The organism is Serratia marcescens, from assembly GCF_029846115.1.
GTDB classification, from domain to species: domain Bacteria; phylum Pseudomonadota; class Gammaproteobacteria; order Enterobacterales; family Enterobacteriaceae; genus Serratia; species Serratia marcescens_L.
Genome location: NZ_JARVZZ010000001.1, coordinates 763,263 through 777,539 on the forward strand (window position 1 = coordinate 763,263; position 14,277 = coordinate 777,539).

At 59.7% G+C, this 14,277-nt stretch carries 13 protein-coding genes, 2 tRNA genes and 1 rRNA gene; 2 read left to right on the plus strand and 14 right to left on the minus strand.

All coding sequences use genetic code 11. From position 1 onward, the window contains the following. Nucleotides 1-6: 6 nt before the first annotated feature. The 10 genes from QDT79_RS03520 to QDT79_RS03565 form a co-directional block, all read right to left on the minus strand. Entirely contained in the window at nucleotides 7-708 is a 702-nt protein-coding gene (locus tag QDT79_RS03520; RefSeq protein ID WP_063990797.1) for a DUF2461 domain-containing protein, read from the minus strand. A gap of 21 nt (nucleotides 709-729) precedes the next feature. Further along, nucleotides 730-1,308: an immunity protein Sip4 gene (gene ssi4, locus QDT79_RS03525; protein WP_107228013.1), complete on the minus strand. Its 579-nt coding sequence runs from the start codon at nucleotides 1,306-1,308 to the stop codon at nucleotides 730-732. Then, complete coding sequence (gene ssp4, locus QDT79_RS03530) at nucleotides 1,308-2,303, minus strand: Ssp4 family T6SS effector (RefSeq protein ID WP_063990795.1); 996 nt, start codon at nucleotides 2,301-2,303, stop codon at nucleotides 1,308-1,310. Before ssp4 ends, ssi4 begins: the two co-directional genes overlap by 1 nt. A 112-nt stretch (nucleotides 2,304-2,415) precedes the next feature. Beyond that, nucleotides 2,416-3,960: a threonine ammonia-lyase, biosynthetic gene (gene ilvA, locus QDT79_RS03535; RefSeq protein ID WP_033654502.1), complete on the minus strand. Its 1,545-nt coding sequence runs from the start codon at nucleotides 3,958-3,960 to the stop codon at nucleotides 2,416-2,418. A 5-nt stretch (nucleotides 3,961-3,965) separates the two neighbouring features. After that, nucleotides 3,966-5,816, minus strand: coding sequence for a dihydroxy-acid dehydratase (gene ilvD, locus QDT79_RS03540; RefSeq protein ID WP_063990793.1), 1,851 nt, complete (start codon nucleotides 5,814-5,816; stop codon nucleotides 3,966-3,968). A 76-nt stretch (nucleotides 5,817-5,892) separates the two neighbouring features. Then, nucleotides 5,893-6,819 (minus strand): branched-chain amino acid transaminase, encoded by a 927-nt coding sequence (locus tag QDT79_RS03545; RefSeq protein ID WP_033636413.1) that lies wholly within the window; start codon nucleotides 6,817-6,819, stop codon nucleotides 5,893-5,895. A gap of 23 nt (nucleotides 6,820-6,842) precedes the next feature. Continuing rightward, entirely contained in the window at nucleotides 6,843-7,100 is a 258-nt protein-coding gene (gene ilvM, locus QDT79_RS03550; protein ID WP_038874702.1) for an acetolactate synthase 2 small subunit, read from the minus strand. Next, on the minus strand, nucleotides 7,097-8,743 hold the full coding sequence (gene ilvG, locus QDT79_RS03555) for an acetolactate synthase 2 catalytic subunit (protein WP_063990792.1): 1,647 nt from the start codon (nucleotides 8,741-8,743) through the stop codon (nucleotides 7,097-7,099). Before ilvG ends, ilvM begins: the two co-directional genes overlap by 4 nt. A gap of 142 nt (nucleotides 8,744-8,885) precedes the next feature. After that, nucleotides 8,886-8,984 carry an ilv operon leader peptide gene (gene ilvL / locus QDT79_RS03560; protein ID WP_013814970.1) on the minus strand — a complete coding sequence of 33 codons (99 nt, stop codon included), beginning with the start codon at nucleotides 8,982-8,984 and terminating at the stop codon, nucleotides 8,886-8,888. A 133-nt stretch (nucleotides 8,985-9,117) separates the two neighbouring features. Further along, nucleotides 9,118-10,350, minus strand: coding sequence for an MFS transporter (locus tag QDT79_RS03565; protein WP_063990791.1), 1,233 nt, complete (start codon nucleotides 10,348-10,350; stop codon nucleotides 9,118-9,120). Nucleotides 10,351-10,691: 341 nt separating this feature from the next. Here QDT79_RS03565 and QDT79_RS03570 point away from each other — a divergent pair, with 341 nt between their 5' ends. Further along, nucleotides 10,692-12,215 (plus strand): YifB family Mg chelatase-like AAA ATPase, encoded by a 1,524-nt coding sequence (locus QDT79_RS03570; RefSeq protein WP_107228014.1) that lies wholly within the window; start codon nucleotides 10,692-10,694, stop codon nucleotides 12,213-12,215. Between the two features lie 27 nt (nucleotides 12,216-12,242). On the opposite strand, the gene QDT79_RS03575 is transcribed toward QDT79_RS03570, so the two are convergent. Next, nucleotides 12,243-12,581 (minus strand): MaoP family protein, encoded by a 339-nt coding sequence (locus QDT79_RS03575; protein WP_004929946.1) that lies wholly within the window; start codon nucleotides 12,579-12,581, stop codon nucleotides 12,243-12,245. Between the two features lie 119 nt (nucleotides 12,582-12,700). On the opposite strand from QDT79_RS03575, the gene hdfR reads away from it, so the two are divergent. After that, the gene (hdfR, locus tag QDT79_RS03580; RefSeq protein ID WP_063990789.1) at nucleotides 12,701-13,528 is read left to right on the plus strand and encodes an HTH-type transcriptional regulator HdfR; all 828 of its coding nucleotides are present in this window, start codon (nucleotides 12,701-12,703) and stop codon (nucleotides 13,526-13,528) included. 260 nt (nucleotides 13,529-13,788) lie between these two features. Here the strand turns inward: hdfR and QDT79_RS03585 are convergent. The 3 genes from QDT79_RS03585 to rrf all read right to left on the minus strand — a co-directional run bounded on the left by QDT79_RS03585 (nucleotide 13,789) and on the right by rrf (nucleotide 14,202). Then, nucleotides 13,789-13,864: transfer RNA gene (locus QDT79_RS03585), tRNA-Trp, on the minus strand. A 51-nt stretch (nucleotides 13,865-13,915) separates the two neighbouring features. Continuing rightward, nucleotides 13,916-13,992: transfer RNA gene (locus tag QDT79_RS03590), tRNA-Asp, on the minus strand. A gap of 94 nt (nucleotides 13,993-14,086) precedes the next feature. Further along, nucleotides 14,087-14,202, minus strand: a 5S ribosomal RNA gene (gene rrf / locus QDT79_RS03595). Between the last annotated feature and the right edge of the window lie 75 nt (nucleotides 14,203-14,277).

Here is a 14,277-nt window from a genome sequence, read left to right on the forward strand (position 1 = left end):
GGGCTTTTAAAGGTCCGCCGGATCGACCTGCTTCATCGCCTCTACCTGCATCAGCCAGTGGTAGAGCGGCTCAAGCTGCAAAAATGCCCCGGCCAGCAGCGGCGCCAGTTCGGCGCTGAACAGCTTTTCCACTTCGCTGTCAGTCACCATCACCGCGAACGATTTGCGGTTGTACCAGGTGGCGATCTCCGCCGCCTGCTCCTTAACCAGCGGGCGCTTGTAGCTTTCGCCCACCAGCTCGAATGGCGGCCGGCAGCAGGCGGCCACCTCAAGGAAAGGCTGCGGCCGCTGCCTCAGCGTATGGCGGAACAGATCCATGGTCGGCTTGTTGGCGCTGTAGTAGCCGAGCCCATAGCGCAGCATGTCCGGCCCCAGTTCGAAAAAGTAGACCGGCGCGTCTTTCCAGTCTTTGCTCGGGCGCTTGAACGTCAGCCACATGCGGCTGCGGTAGCGCGATTTGTCATGTGAAAAGCGCGTATCGCGATGAATGCGCGACAGCGTTTTGCCGATAGCCGGGCGAGTCTCGAACAGCGGATCGATCGCCAGCATGCCGGGAGCCAGCTGCTCCACCAGCGCGCGAAACGGCGCCAGCAGCTCGCGATCGTAGATGTCGCGGTTGCCGTCGAACCACGCCTTATCGTTCTCGATCCGCACCTGCTGCAGGAAATTCAGACCCTGCTGGCTAAAGCCGGAGAAGGGTTGCGTCATAAGTTTTTCCGTTCTGACGGTTTATCGGGTGTTGCGCAGATCTTCTCTCTGCCAACGGCGTTTGATAAATACGCGCCGACGCGTGCGAAAATAAGCGACATAGAGATAGAACGCCGCCCGGTTGCTGAATAGCGCACCGCCAACCACGCCCCCCAGCAGCATGGCGACAGTGGCGATGCCGGTCGTCCCCGCCGCCCACGCCGCCACGGCGCCAAGGCAAAACAGGCCGAGCATGCCAAGGTAATATTGCAACAATACTACCCCGCTGTTTTTACCCTGCACCAGTTGGAACAGGATCAACGTCATCCACACCGCCACGATCGCGCCGCTGCACATGAGAACGGCGGCGGAAGTCTTGCCGCTCCAGGCGGCCGCCACGTCCGTGGCCAGGCCCATCACGCCCGCCAGCCCCAGCGTCAGGCATACCATCAGCAACATGACATTGCCGACGCCCGGCGGCGACAGCCGCTGGCCCGGCGTCAGGAAATGCTGCTCGAGCGGCGCATCCACGCCGGCGAAAAGCGCGCGATCGCGCGCCGCGATTTGGCGTTCCATCTCCCGGCCCTGCGCGATCAGGCGTTTAATCATCCAGTCCGCCATTACCTCACCATCTGCGGCAATTTCTGCATAATGCCCACAAAATACTGCCCGGTGGTTTTCACATTCACCGGCGCAGACAGGGTGCCGCTGATGCCGCTGCCCACGAACGTCAATGAGTTATTGAGCGCCGAATGCAATTGCTGGCGCAGCCCGTTTTGGATCGCTTCCGTCGGGTAGCGCTTCGGGTATAAGCCGTTCTTCACCATCTCTTTCAAGACGTTATTGGAAATTCCCGGATTTTCCGCCCGAATGATGTTTTCGGTCAGCCGCTTCCTTTCGCTACGGGGCATGCTTTTCAGCCATTCCGTCGCCTTGCGCGCCGAAATGCGGCGCATGGCGCGGTAGGTCATCGCCGCTTCCTTCAGGGCAGCCCCGGCACTGGCCAGCGAGATCACATCGAGCACGGTACTGGTGGCGATATACCACTGTTCTGAGTCGAGCTGAGCCAGTTCATCGCCTTTCCCGTCATAAAGCTTGTTGACGCGGTACAGCCCATTGCCGCACTGCAACGCGCTGGCGGCCATGCCGGCATAGCCCAGATAAGCCACCGCAGAGCTGGTGCCGCCGGTAAACGGCACGGCGACGCTGCCCGACGCCAGTAAAAACACCGATACCAGCAGCGTTCCGCACGACAGCGCGGCCGAGGCCAACTCTTTGCTGACGCTGGGTTTGCTCAACGCTTCCGACAACGTATTGGTCGCGGCAACGCGTGAAGTATGAGCCACCGTTTTGCTGATGACCACGTGGGTAACCTGCGAAGCGTTCGAGTAACCGGTGTGCTGCGTCGGGCGGACTAAAAATGAGTTCTGCCCGTCGGAAAAAATAATGCCCACCCCATGAAAGGCGAGGCTGCAGTCCAGCGAGTCCTGCAAGGCTTGCAGATTAATATCGCGATAGAATTCTTGTACGCCGGTATTGCCCAACAGGCGGGCAAACTCGGCGTTGGTCAAATCGTCTTCGGGGGAACCGAACGGCGTAGAAAAAGCGGTTTTCATTGTCGTGCATCCCTATACGTCAGAAGTCTTGGCAGTATAAAAATGCACGACAAAATCACAACCATGCAACCCATAAACTGACTAACGCGTCACGGTTGCTTATCAATCCGACTCACCCCTGCAAAAAGAAGCGGAACGCCGGGTTGTCGGTTTCGTCGTGGCAATCGTAGCCCAGCGCCTGCAGGTGCCGCTCGAATTCCGGCTCGGTTTGCGCCAGTTCGAAGGCCGCCAGCACCCGGCCGAAGTCGGTGCCGTGGCTGCGATAGTGGAACAGCGAAATGTTCCAGTGCGTACCCAGCGTCTGCAGGAACTTCAGCAGCGCGCCCGGCGACTCCGGAAACTCAAAGCTGTACAGCCGTTCACGCAGCGGCTTCGACGGACGCCCGCCCACCATGTAGCGCACGTGCAGCTTGGCCATCTCGTCATCCGACAGATCCACCACCTGATAACCGTCAGCGTTGAGCTCGTCGATGATTTCCCGCCTTTCGGCGTGCCCACGCGTCAGGCGCACACCGACAAAAATACAGGCGTTGTCGGCATCGGCGTAGCGGTAGTTGAATTCGGTCACCGAGCGGCCGCCCAGCAGCTGGCAGAACTTGAGGAAGCTGCCCTGCTGTTCCGGAATGGTTACCGCCAACAGCGCTTCGCGTTGTTCGCCCAGTTCGCAACGTTCGGAAACGTAGCGCAGCCCATGGAAGTTGAGGTTGGCACCGGACAGCACGTGCGCCAGACGCTCACCCTGAATGTTGTGCTGCTGGACGTACTTTTTCAGCCCCGCCAGCGCCAGCGCGCCGGAAGGTTCAGCAATCGCACGCACGTCCTCGAACAGATCTTTGACCGCCGCGCAGATAGCGTCGCTGTCCACGGTGATCACGTCGTCCAGATACTCACGGCACAGGCGGAAGGTTTCGTCGCCGATGCGCTTCACCGCCACGCCTTCGGCGAACAGCCCGACGCGCGCCAGATCCACCGGATGGCCGGCATCCAGCGCCGCGCGCAGGCAGGCGGAGTCTTCCGCTTCGACGCCAATCACTTTGATCTGCGGCATCAGTTGCTTGATCAGCACTGCCACCCCGGCAGCCAGGCCGCCGCCGCCGACCGGCACGAAGACGCGATCAAGATGCGCGTCTTGCTGCAGCAGCTCCATCGCCAACGTGCCCTGGCCGGCGATCACCGTCGGGTGATCGAACGGCGGCACGAAGGTCATTCCTTGCTGTTGGGAAAGCTCGATCGCCTTCGCTTTCGCCTCGTCGAAATTGGCGCCGTGCAGCAGCACTTCGCCGCCGAAACCGCGCACCGCATCCACCTTGATGTCCGCGGTGGACACCGGCATCACGATCAGCGTTTTGATGCCCAGCCGTTTACCGGAGAAGGCGACGCCCTGCGCGTGGTTGCCGGCCGAAGCCGTTACGACGCCGCGCGCCTTCTGCTCTTCGTCCAGCCCGGCGATCATCGCATAGGCCCCGCGCAGCTTGAAGCTGTGCACCGGCTGGCGATCTTCGCGCTTCACCAAAATGGTGTTGCCGAGGCGCGAAGAAATTTTGCTCATGGCTTGCAACGGGGTGACCTGCGCCACCTCGTAGACCGGCGAGCGCAGTACCGCTCGCAGATATTCCGCGCCGCAGGGGGCGCTGGGTAGGGGTTGAGAGACCGCCATGCTGCTTATCCCCCCAGTTTGCTCTTGTCGCGCACCGCGCCTTTGTCGGCGCTGGTGGCCAACGAGGCGTAGGCGCGCAGCGCGAAGGACACCTGACGTTCACGGTTTTTCGGCGTCCAGGCCGCATCGCCGCGCGCCAGTTCCGCCTCATGCCGCGCCGCCAGCTCCTGCTCGCTGACATCCAGTTGGATGCCGCGATGAGGAATGTCGATCGCGATCATGTCGCCGTCCTGCACCAGGGCGATCAGGCCGCCGTTGGCCGCCTCCGGCGAGGCGTGGCCGATGGACAGCCCGGAGGTGCCGCCGGAGAAACGCCCGTCGGTGATCAACGCGCACGCCTTGCCCAGCCCCATCGATTTCAGATATGTGGTTGGGTAAAGCATTTCCTGCATGCCCGGCCCGCCTTTCGGCCCTTCGTAACGGATAACGACCACGTCGCCCGCCACCACTTTGCCGCCGAGGATCGCTTCTACCGCATCATCCTGGCTTTCATAGACTTTGGCAGGGCCGCGGAAAGTGAGGATTTCCTTGTCTACGCCGGCGGTTTTGACGATACAGCCGTTTTCCGCCAGGTTGCCGTACAGCACCGCCAACCCGCCGTCCTGACTGTAGGCGTGCTCGCGGGTACGGATGCAACCCTCTTTGCGGTCGGTGTCCAGCGAATCCCAACGGCAATCCTGCGAAAATGCCTGCGTGGTGCGGATACCAGCCGGCCCGGCGGAGTACATTTTCTTGACGCTTTCGTCGCGGGTCAGCATCACGTCGTAGGCTTCCAGCGTCTGCGGCAGGGTCAGCCCCAGCACGTTGTTCACCTCGCGGTTCAGCAAGCCGGCGCGATCCAGCTCGCCGAGGATGCCGATTACGCCGCCGGCGCGGTGCACGTCTTCCATATGGTATTTCTGCGTGCTCGGCGCCACCTTGCACAGATGCGGCACTTTGCGCGACAGGCGATCGATGTCTTCCATGGTGAAGTCCACCTCGCCTTCCTGCGCCGAAGCCAGCAGGTGCAGCACGGTGTTGGTCGAGCCGCCCATGGCGATGTCCAGCGTCATGGCGTTCTCAAACGCCGCCTTGTTGGCGATGTTGCGCGGCAGCGCGCGCTCGTCGTCCTGCTCGTAATAGCGTTTGGTCAGCTCGACGATGCGCTTGCCGGCGTTGAGGAACAGCGCTTTGCGATCGGCATGAGTGGCCAACAGCGAGCCGTTGCCCGGCTGCGACAGGCCCAGCGCCTCAGTCAGGCAGTTCATCGAGTTGGCGGTGAACATGCCGGAGCAGGAGCCGCAGGTCGGGCAGGCGGAACGCTCGATCTGCTCGCTGTCGGCGTCGCTGACGTTCGGGTTAGCGCCCTGGATCATCGCGTCCACCAGATCCAGTTTGATAATCTGGTTGGAGAGTTTGGTTTTGCCGGCTTCCATCGGGCCGCCGGAGACGAAGATCACCGGAATATTCAGGCGCAACGCCGCCATCAGCATGCCCGGGGTGATTTTGTCGCAGTTGGAGATGCACACCATCGCGTCGGCGCAGTGGGCGTTCACCATGTATTCGACCGAGTCGGCGATCAGCTCGCGCGAAGGCAGGGAATAGAGCATGCCGCCGTGGCCCATGGCGATGCCGTCATCCACCGCGATGGTGTTGAACTCTTTGGCCACGCCGCCGGAGGCTTCGATCTGTTCGGCAACCAGTTTGCCCAGATCGCGCAGATGCACGTGGCCCGGCACGAACTGGGTAAAGGAGTTGACCACGGCGATGATCGGCTTACCGAAATCGGCGTCGGTCATCCCGGTCGCGCGCCACAATGCGCGGGCACCCGCCATATTGCGGCCGTGGGTGGTGGTGGCGGAACGGTACTTAGGCATGCTCTTTTCACTCCAAATGTATTTATGACAGGCGGCGAACGAACCGCCTGGATATTCTTATCTGTCTGTCTTGTCGTTACGGATTTACCGGATCCAGCCAGCCGTATTTGTCTTCTGTCTTGCCACTGAACAGGCCGAAGAACGCCTGTTGGATCTGTTTGGTCACCGGGCCGCATTTGCCGATGCCGACCTGAATGCCGTCCACGCTGCGCACCGGCGTGATTTCCGCCGCGGTGCCGGACATGAACACTTCGTCGGCCAGGTACAGCGATTCGCGCGACAGCACCTGCTCACGCACTTCGAAGCCCATGTCTTTCGCCAGCTTGATGATCGCGTCGCGGGTGATGCCCGGCAGCGCCGAAGAGGTAAACGGCGGGGTGTAAATCACGCCGTCTTTCACTTCAAACAGGTTCTCGCCCGCCCCTTCGGAAATGTAACCGTGGACGTCGAGCGCAATGCCTTCCTGATAGCCGTGGCGACGCGCTTCGCTGCCCACCAGCAGAGAGGAAAGATAGTTGCCGCCAGCCTTGGCCGCAGTGGGGATCGTGTTTGGTGCGACGCGGTGCCAGGAGGAGACCATCGCGTCGATGCCTTGATCCAGCGCCTCTTCACCCAGATAAGCGCCCCAAGGAAACGCCGCGATAATCACGTCCGTTTTGTAACCGGCCGGCGGGTTGACGCCCATGCCAACATCACCGACGAACACCAGCGGGCGAATATACGCGCTGACCAGGTTGTTCTTGCGCAGCGTGGCGCGGCAGGCTTCCATCAGCTCATCGACGCTTTGCGAAACCGGCATACGGTAGATTTTCGCCGAATCGTGCAGACGCTGCATATGCTCGCGATGACGGAATACCACCGGCCCCAAGTGCGAGTCGTAGCAGCGTACGCCTTCAAACACCGACGTGCCGTAATGCAGCGCGTGCGACATCACGTGCACTTTGGCCTCGGCCCAAGGAACCATCTCACCATTGAACCAAATGTAATCGGCTTTCTTTGTCATTGTTATTTATCCTTCTCGGCGCCTCAGGCGCGTATTTGTTGTGATGTTGGCTGCTGGATCTCGACGCAGGAGACGTCCAGCAGTTTGCTTAACTGAGATGACAACAGGGCGACCGGACGCGGGCTGGCAACGGTCAATTCGATATTGATGCTGTCGGCGTTGGCCGGGGAAACCATATTCATAGCACAAACCTGAAAGCCGCGATGACGCACGACCCGCAATACGCGCTCTAACATTTCGGGGCGAAAACGCGCCTGGATCGAGAGTTGATGCTGCATCATGATATTTCCTCCAACATGGTTTCGTTGCCGGCGCCCGGCGGCACCAGCGGCCAGACGTTTTCGAGTTCGTCGATAGAGACCTGCAGCAGATAAGGGCCTTCGGTGTTGAACAGCGCCTCGAGCGCGCCCTCCACCTGATCCTTGCGGCTGATGCGCTGGCCGGGAATGCCGAAGGCGGCGGCCAGCATCAGGAAGTCGGGGTTATCGGACAGGTTGGTTTCGCTGTAGCGACCGTCGAAGAACAGCTGCTGCCATTGACGCACCATTCCGAGGCGCTGGTTGTCCAGCAGCACGATCTTCAGCGGCAGCTGTTTGCGCTTGATGGTGCCCAGCTCCTGCACGTTCATCATGAAGGAGCCATCGCCCGAGACGCAGATCACCGTATCTTGCGGGCGCGCGATCTGGGCCCCTACCGCCGCCGGCACGCCGAACCCCATGGTGCCGAGGCCGCTGGAGGTGATGAAATTCTCCGGGCGTTCGAACGTCATGTGTTGCGCGCTCCACATCTGGTGCTGCCCCACGTCGGTGGTCACCACGCTGTTGGCCGGCTTGCGGGCGGACAGCTGGCGCAAGAACAGCGGCGCGTAGATCGGCTGGCCGGGGTGATCGTAGCGACAGGCGTGCTCGGCTTTCAGCGCCGTCACCTGCTGCTGCCAGGCGGCGATGTTCAGCGGGCGCTGCAACGCCGGCAGCAACGTTTTCAAATCGCCCTGAAGGGCGACATGCGCCTGGCGCAGCTTGCTCATTTCCGCCGGGTCGATATCCATGTGGATCACTTTGGCATGCGGTGCGAAGGCGTTCAGTTTGCCGGTCACGCGATCATCGAAACGCGCGCCGACGGCAATCAGCAAATCGCACGCCTGTACCGCCAGGTTGGCAGCCTTGGTACCGTGCATGCCCAACATGCCGAGGTACAGCGGATCTTGCGCATCCGGCGCGCCCAGTCCCTTCAGGGTGGCGACGTTCGGCATACGGGTCACGGCGATAAATTCACGCAGTGCCGGCACCGCCTGCGCCATGCCCACGCCGCCGCCGACGTACAGCATCGGTTTGTGCGCCTGCGCCAGCAGCTCGGCCGCTTCTGCCAACGCCGTCGCCGGGAACATCGGCGCTTCGTCGACCGGCATCAGATGCGGGTGCAAGTCGCCCTGCGCCAGCTGGATGTCTTTCGGGATATCGATCAGCACCGGGCCGGGACGGCCGCCCGCAGCGATGGCAAAGGCTTCCGCCATGATGCCCGGCAAGGCGTCCAGCGACTCCACCAGGAAGCTGTGCTTGGTGCAGGCCAGAGACAGGCCGAGAACATCGATCTCCTGAAAGGCATCGGTGCCGATCAGCGCGGAACCCACCTGACCGGTGATGGCGACAACGGGAACGGAATCGAGCAGCGCATCAGCCAGGCCAGTGATCAGGTTGGTGGCGCCAGGGCCGGAGGTGGCGATGCAAACGCCGACTTTGCCGGTGGCGCGAGCGTAGCCGATGGCGGCCATCGCGGCGCCCTGTTCATGGCGGCACAGCAGGTGTTCCACACCGCCGTCGTACAGCGCATCGTACACCGGCATGATTGCCCCACCCGGATAGCCGAATACGGTATCCACACCCTGCGCACGCAACGCTTGAACTACCCACTGAGCGCCATTCATAGTTATTTCCCCGCCTTACTTCGACAACCGCAGGATTTTGTTCTGTTTTTCATGCTCTGCCTCTTGCTCCACTTTTCTCTTGCCAATAAAAAACCCCCGGACCTGACGGTGCGGGGGTTCTCTTGCGATTCCGGCTTGTTTGCTAAGCCTTTCTTCGTCCAAGTGCAGCCCCGCACGGTGGGATAATAATCACCACCACGCTAATCACGACTAGGCTAATCACTTGGGCAAAGGCTTTCATAATGGGTTTGTTCACTGTGCTCATTCAGAACTAATGCTTACAGAGGTACCATAGTCGCGCGCGGCATGACAACACTTTTTTTGCGTTATTATTCGGCGCAATCTGGTCATACCTCACGCTAATCGCCCGGATTTCACACGTTGGCGCGCATGTCCGGATTTTTCACCGCGTCGGTGATCGCCTTGCCGCGCGTATCCTTGCCGAAGAACACCAACAGGGCGATCGCCACCGCCACCGAACCGGCGACGATCGCCATCGCCAGGCCATAGTTCTGACCATGATGTTCGGCGATGGTCGCCTGCAGCGTGGCGTTGACCGAGGCGATGAGGTTACCCAGCTGGTACACAAACCCCGGCAGCACCGCGCGCGTGTTGGCCGGCACCAATTCGGTCAGGTAGGTCGGTATCACGCCCCAAGCGCCCTGCACCATGAACTGCATCAGGAAAGCGCCGATCCCCAGCATCAGTGAGCCGCTGGAAAACGCCCACAGCGGGATCACCGGCAGCGCCAGCAACGCGGCGATGATGATCGCTTTTTTGCGGCCGATCTTTTCCGATAACGAACCGAAGAAGACGCCGCCGATAATTGACGCGATATTGTAGCTAATAGCGATAATACTGACGGTTTTTGGATCGAAACCGTGCTGAACTTTCAAAAATACCGGATACAGATCCTGTGTGCCGTGGGAGAAGAAATTGAACGCCGCCATCAACAGCACCAGATAGCAGCACAGCTTCCAGTGGCTCTTCAATACCGGCAGCAAGGCGGTGCTTTCTTTGCGTTCACGCGCCGCCAGCCACACCGGCGACTCCTGCACGCAATAATAAATAAACGGCAGCAGCAGGATCGGCGCCGCGCCGATAACGAACATTCCGCGCCAGCCGACCGTTTCGAACAGCAGGCCGTACACCACCGCCGCCAGCAGATAACCGAACGGATAGCCGGCCTGGAAAATGCCCGACATCAGGCCGCGTGAGCGGTCCGGTATGGTTTCCATCGCCAACGACGACGCCACGCCCCAGATGCCGCCCATCGCAACGCCGTACAACACCCGCAACAGCAAGAAGACCGTCAGCGAGGGCGCAGCGGCGGAGAGCAGCTCAAACACCGAGAAGAAGACAATATTCAACATCAGGATCGGCTTACGGCCATATTTTTCCGCCGCACGCCCGAAGATCAGCGCGCCGATCGGGCGCACCGCCAGCGTGAGCAGAATCGCCAGCGTGACCTGTTCCAGGCCGACGTGAAAGGATTGCGCGATGTCGCTAAGTAAGAATACCAACACGAAAAAATCGAAAGCGTCGAGCGTCCAGCTTGAAAAGCTGGCGATTGCCGCGTTGCGTTGCAGCGGGGTCCAACCAAACATAGTGTTATCCCTACCGTAGAGTACGAAGTCAGGAGGTTTAGCGGCTGCCGGGCAGAATGCGGCGGCGGTCGGGGTTTGTTAAAGAAGTGATTTTTCTTTTAATCAATTGTTAAATACACCCGTTAACCCTATGGTTGCAATGCGTATGGGCCGCTAATATGTTGCAGCCTTCAGCGAATTGTTAATGGGTATTGCCGCAGGTTGCGAGGCGGCTCGCACAATCTCATTTACTGAGATGAAAATCTGCGATTAGGCTGCGAAATTCATGGAAAAATCACCAATAATGTCGCGCAATGCCAGGATGAATCGCGCATCATGTCGCCCTCAGCAAGGAGAGCGACATGTCACTGGCGGTAATCTATAGCCGCGCCATCATCGGCGTTCAGGCCCCTTCCGTGACGGTGGAGGTGCATATCAGCAATGGCCTGCCCGGCCTGACGCTGGTCGGCCTGCCGGAAACCACGGTAAAAGAGGCGCGCGATCGGGTGCGCAGCGCCCTGATCAACAACGGTTTCACCTTTCCCGCCCGGCGCATCACCGTTAATTTGGCCCCCGCCGATCTGCCGAAAGAAGGCGGACGTTACGATCTGCCGATAGCGCTGGCGATCCTCGCCGCCTCCGAGCAATTACCCCTCGCACCGTTGGCGCGCTACGAGTTTCTTGGCGAGCTCGCGCTGTCCGGCTCACTGCGCGCGGTCAGGGGCGCGATCCCGGCGGCGCTGGCGGCGGCTGATGCCGGGCGGCAACTGATCCTCTCGACGGACAACGCCGCCGAAGTCGGCCTGATCGCGCAGTCACACTCCCATACCGCCCAGCACCTGTTGGAAGTCTGCGCTTTTCTGCTCGGCCAGGGCGAACTGCCGGTGGCGGCCACGCCTCCCGCTGCGGACACCGCCTGCGACAGCGCCGATCTGCGCGACATCATCGGCCAGGAGCAGGCCAAGCGGGCACTGGAGATCGCCGCCGCCGGCGGGCATAACCTATTGCTGATTGGGCCGCCCGGCACCGGTAAAACCATGCTGGCCAGCCGCCTAACGGGCCTACTGCCACCGCTCACGGAGCATGAGGCGCTGGAAAGCCTGGCGGTCGCCAGCTTGCAGCATCACATTCCCGCTGCCCTACCATGGCGCCAGAGGCCGTTTCGCGCACCGCACCACAGCGCCTCGATGGCGGCATTGGTCGGCGGCGGTTCACTGCCGCGACCGGGTGAGATCTCGATGGCGCATAACGGCGTGCTGTTTCTGGATGAACTGCCGGAATTCGAGCGTAAGGTACTGGATGCGCTGCGTGAGCCGTTGGAATCCGGTGAGATCGTGATTTCACGCGCCAACGCCAAGGTCTGTTTCCCCGCCAGAGTACAACTGATCGCGGCAATGAACCCCAGCCCGACAGGGCATTATCAGGGGTTGCACAATCGCGCCTCACCGCAGCAGGTGTTGCGCTATCTGGCCCGGCTGTCAGGGCCTTTTCTCGACCGTTTCGATCTGTCTATCGAAGTCCCGCTGTTGCCGCCGGGTACACTCAGTCAGCGGAAAACGCATGGAGAAAGCAGCGAACAAGTGCGGAAAAGGGTGCAACAGGCACGCGCCAGGCAGCTCGAACGCGCCGGTAAAGTCAACGCGCTGTTGAGCAACCGCGAAGTGGAACGAGATTGCGTTCTGCAGGCGGCAGACGCCGAGTTTTTGGAAGCGACATTAAACGCGCTGGGGTTATCGGTTCGCGCCTGGCAGCGCATCTTGAAAGTGGCGCGCACGCTGGCGGATTTGGCGGGAGATGCTGAGCTCGACAGATGCCACCTCAGCGAAGCGCTGGGCTATCGCTGTATGGACCGGTTGCTGTTACAACTGCATCGTAGTCTGGAATGAAAATGGGGCCCGCAGGCCCCATCGTCTTTAGTCTTCGCTGTCGCTGTAATCTTCTACAGCGTCAGCCTGCGGTTTACCGCCTGACAGAGTATGGAATTTCTTCGGGCGACGTGTGCGCGCCAGATATTTAGCCCATACTTTTTCCTGCTCGGTAGCCGCTTCGCGCTCACCGCGGCACACTGCGACGAACAGCTGTTCTTCTTCAGTGGCTGGCTGGCGTTTGCCCGAGTCCAGCTCGTTAAACGCGTAGCCGAAGCGCTCTAGCAATTGCGCCTCTTTAATGGTGAAATCGCCGTGACGGGAGAACCCGCGAGGGTAATGTTTATTATCAAAAAAACGATTGGTCGTGGTGAAGCTATCCGCCATCTGACACGCTCCTAATTCTCTTATGGCCGTGCTGTTTATGGCGCGGAGTATTAGATAGGCTTGACAGCGTGTAAAACAAAACATTTAAATCTTAACGACAAATTTTTTTGGAGATAGGTGTGGATACCGAATTACTGAAAACCTTTTTGGAGGTCAGTAGAACGCGTCACTTTGGCAGAGCCGCAGAATCTTTGTACTTAACGCAATCCGCGGTCAGTTTCCGCATCCGTCAGTTAGAAAACCAGTTGGGCGCCAATTTATTTACCCGTCATCGCAATAATATCCGCCTGACGCCTGCCGGCGAGCGGCTTCTGCCCTATGCCGAGAGCCTGATGAACACCTGGCAGTTGGCGAAGAAGGAGGTCGTGCGTTCGCTGCAACACACCGAGTTGTCGATCGGCGCTACCGCTTCGCTGTGGGAGGCCTATCTGACCCCCTGGTTGCAAGCGCTCTATCAACAACGCGAGGCGCTGCAGCTAGAAGCCAGGGTGGCATTAAGGCACTCTTTGGTAAAACAACTGCATGAAAGGCAGCTCGATTTACTGATCACCACTGAACCGCCGAAGATGGATGAGTTGGCCAGCCAGCAGCTGAGCAATTTCTCATTACGCCTGTTCTCATCCGCTTATCGTGACAAACAGGCCCCAATGCCCTACATCAAGCTGGAATGGGGAGCCGACTTCCACCAACAGGAAAACCGCATGTTGGAAGGTGATAACGTGCCGGTGCTTACCACCACCTCTGCCCACCTGACGCGTCAGCTGTTGGAAACCACGGGCGGATGCGCTTTCCTGCCCAGCCAGTGGGAAAAAGAGTATCCACAGCTGGTGGCCGCCGCCGAGATCCCGCCGATTATCCGCCCGCTGTATGCCGTCTGGTTGCAAAATAGCGATCAACAGCCTTTGATTCGGCAATTACTTAAAATACCTTTAAATACCGCAGCCTAAAGCGTTATGACGGCCTTAAACGCCGTCATCGTGGTAATGACTGTCTATCACGCAAAAACGCGCTCATCGCCTTCTGAGAGAAGATAATGCAAAACGATATAAGAATCAGGAGGCCGGCAGGGCAGAGTTCGGAGGAACATGAAGCAACCAGGATCGGGTAAACATCGGCACATAGCGCCCATGAGATCTGTTCCAAAACGGTAAAGAAGAGAAATAATAGGCAAAAAAAAACCCTTTGCTTTCGCAAAGGGTTCTTAATATGGCAGGGGCGGAGAGACTCGAACTCGCGACACCCGGTTTTGGAGACCGGTGCTCTACCAACTGAGCTACGCCCCTAAATCTCGCTTAACATTATGCCTGCTTTATCAGCAGGCATAATTAAATAAGTGGCGGAACGGACGGGGCTCGAACCCGCGACCCCCTGCGTGACAGGCAGGTATTCTAACCAACTGAACTACCGCTCCACCGATTCTTTTACGTCGCATCTCTCGATGCCGGCAAATTCGCGCTCTGCGATTTGCGCATTACCAGTCGTCACACTGATAACGTTTATTTGATGCCTGGCAGTGTCCTACTCTCGCATGGGGAGACCCCACACTACCATCGGCGCTACGGCGTTTCACTTCTGAGTTCGGCATGGGGTCAGGTGGGACCACCGCGCTATTGCCGCCAGGCAAATTCTGTTTCATTCCAACCGCTTCACTCTCGTGTCGCCATCAGAACCAATCTCGGAACTTCGCTGAAAATCT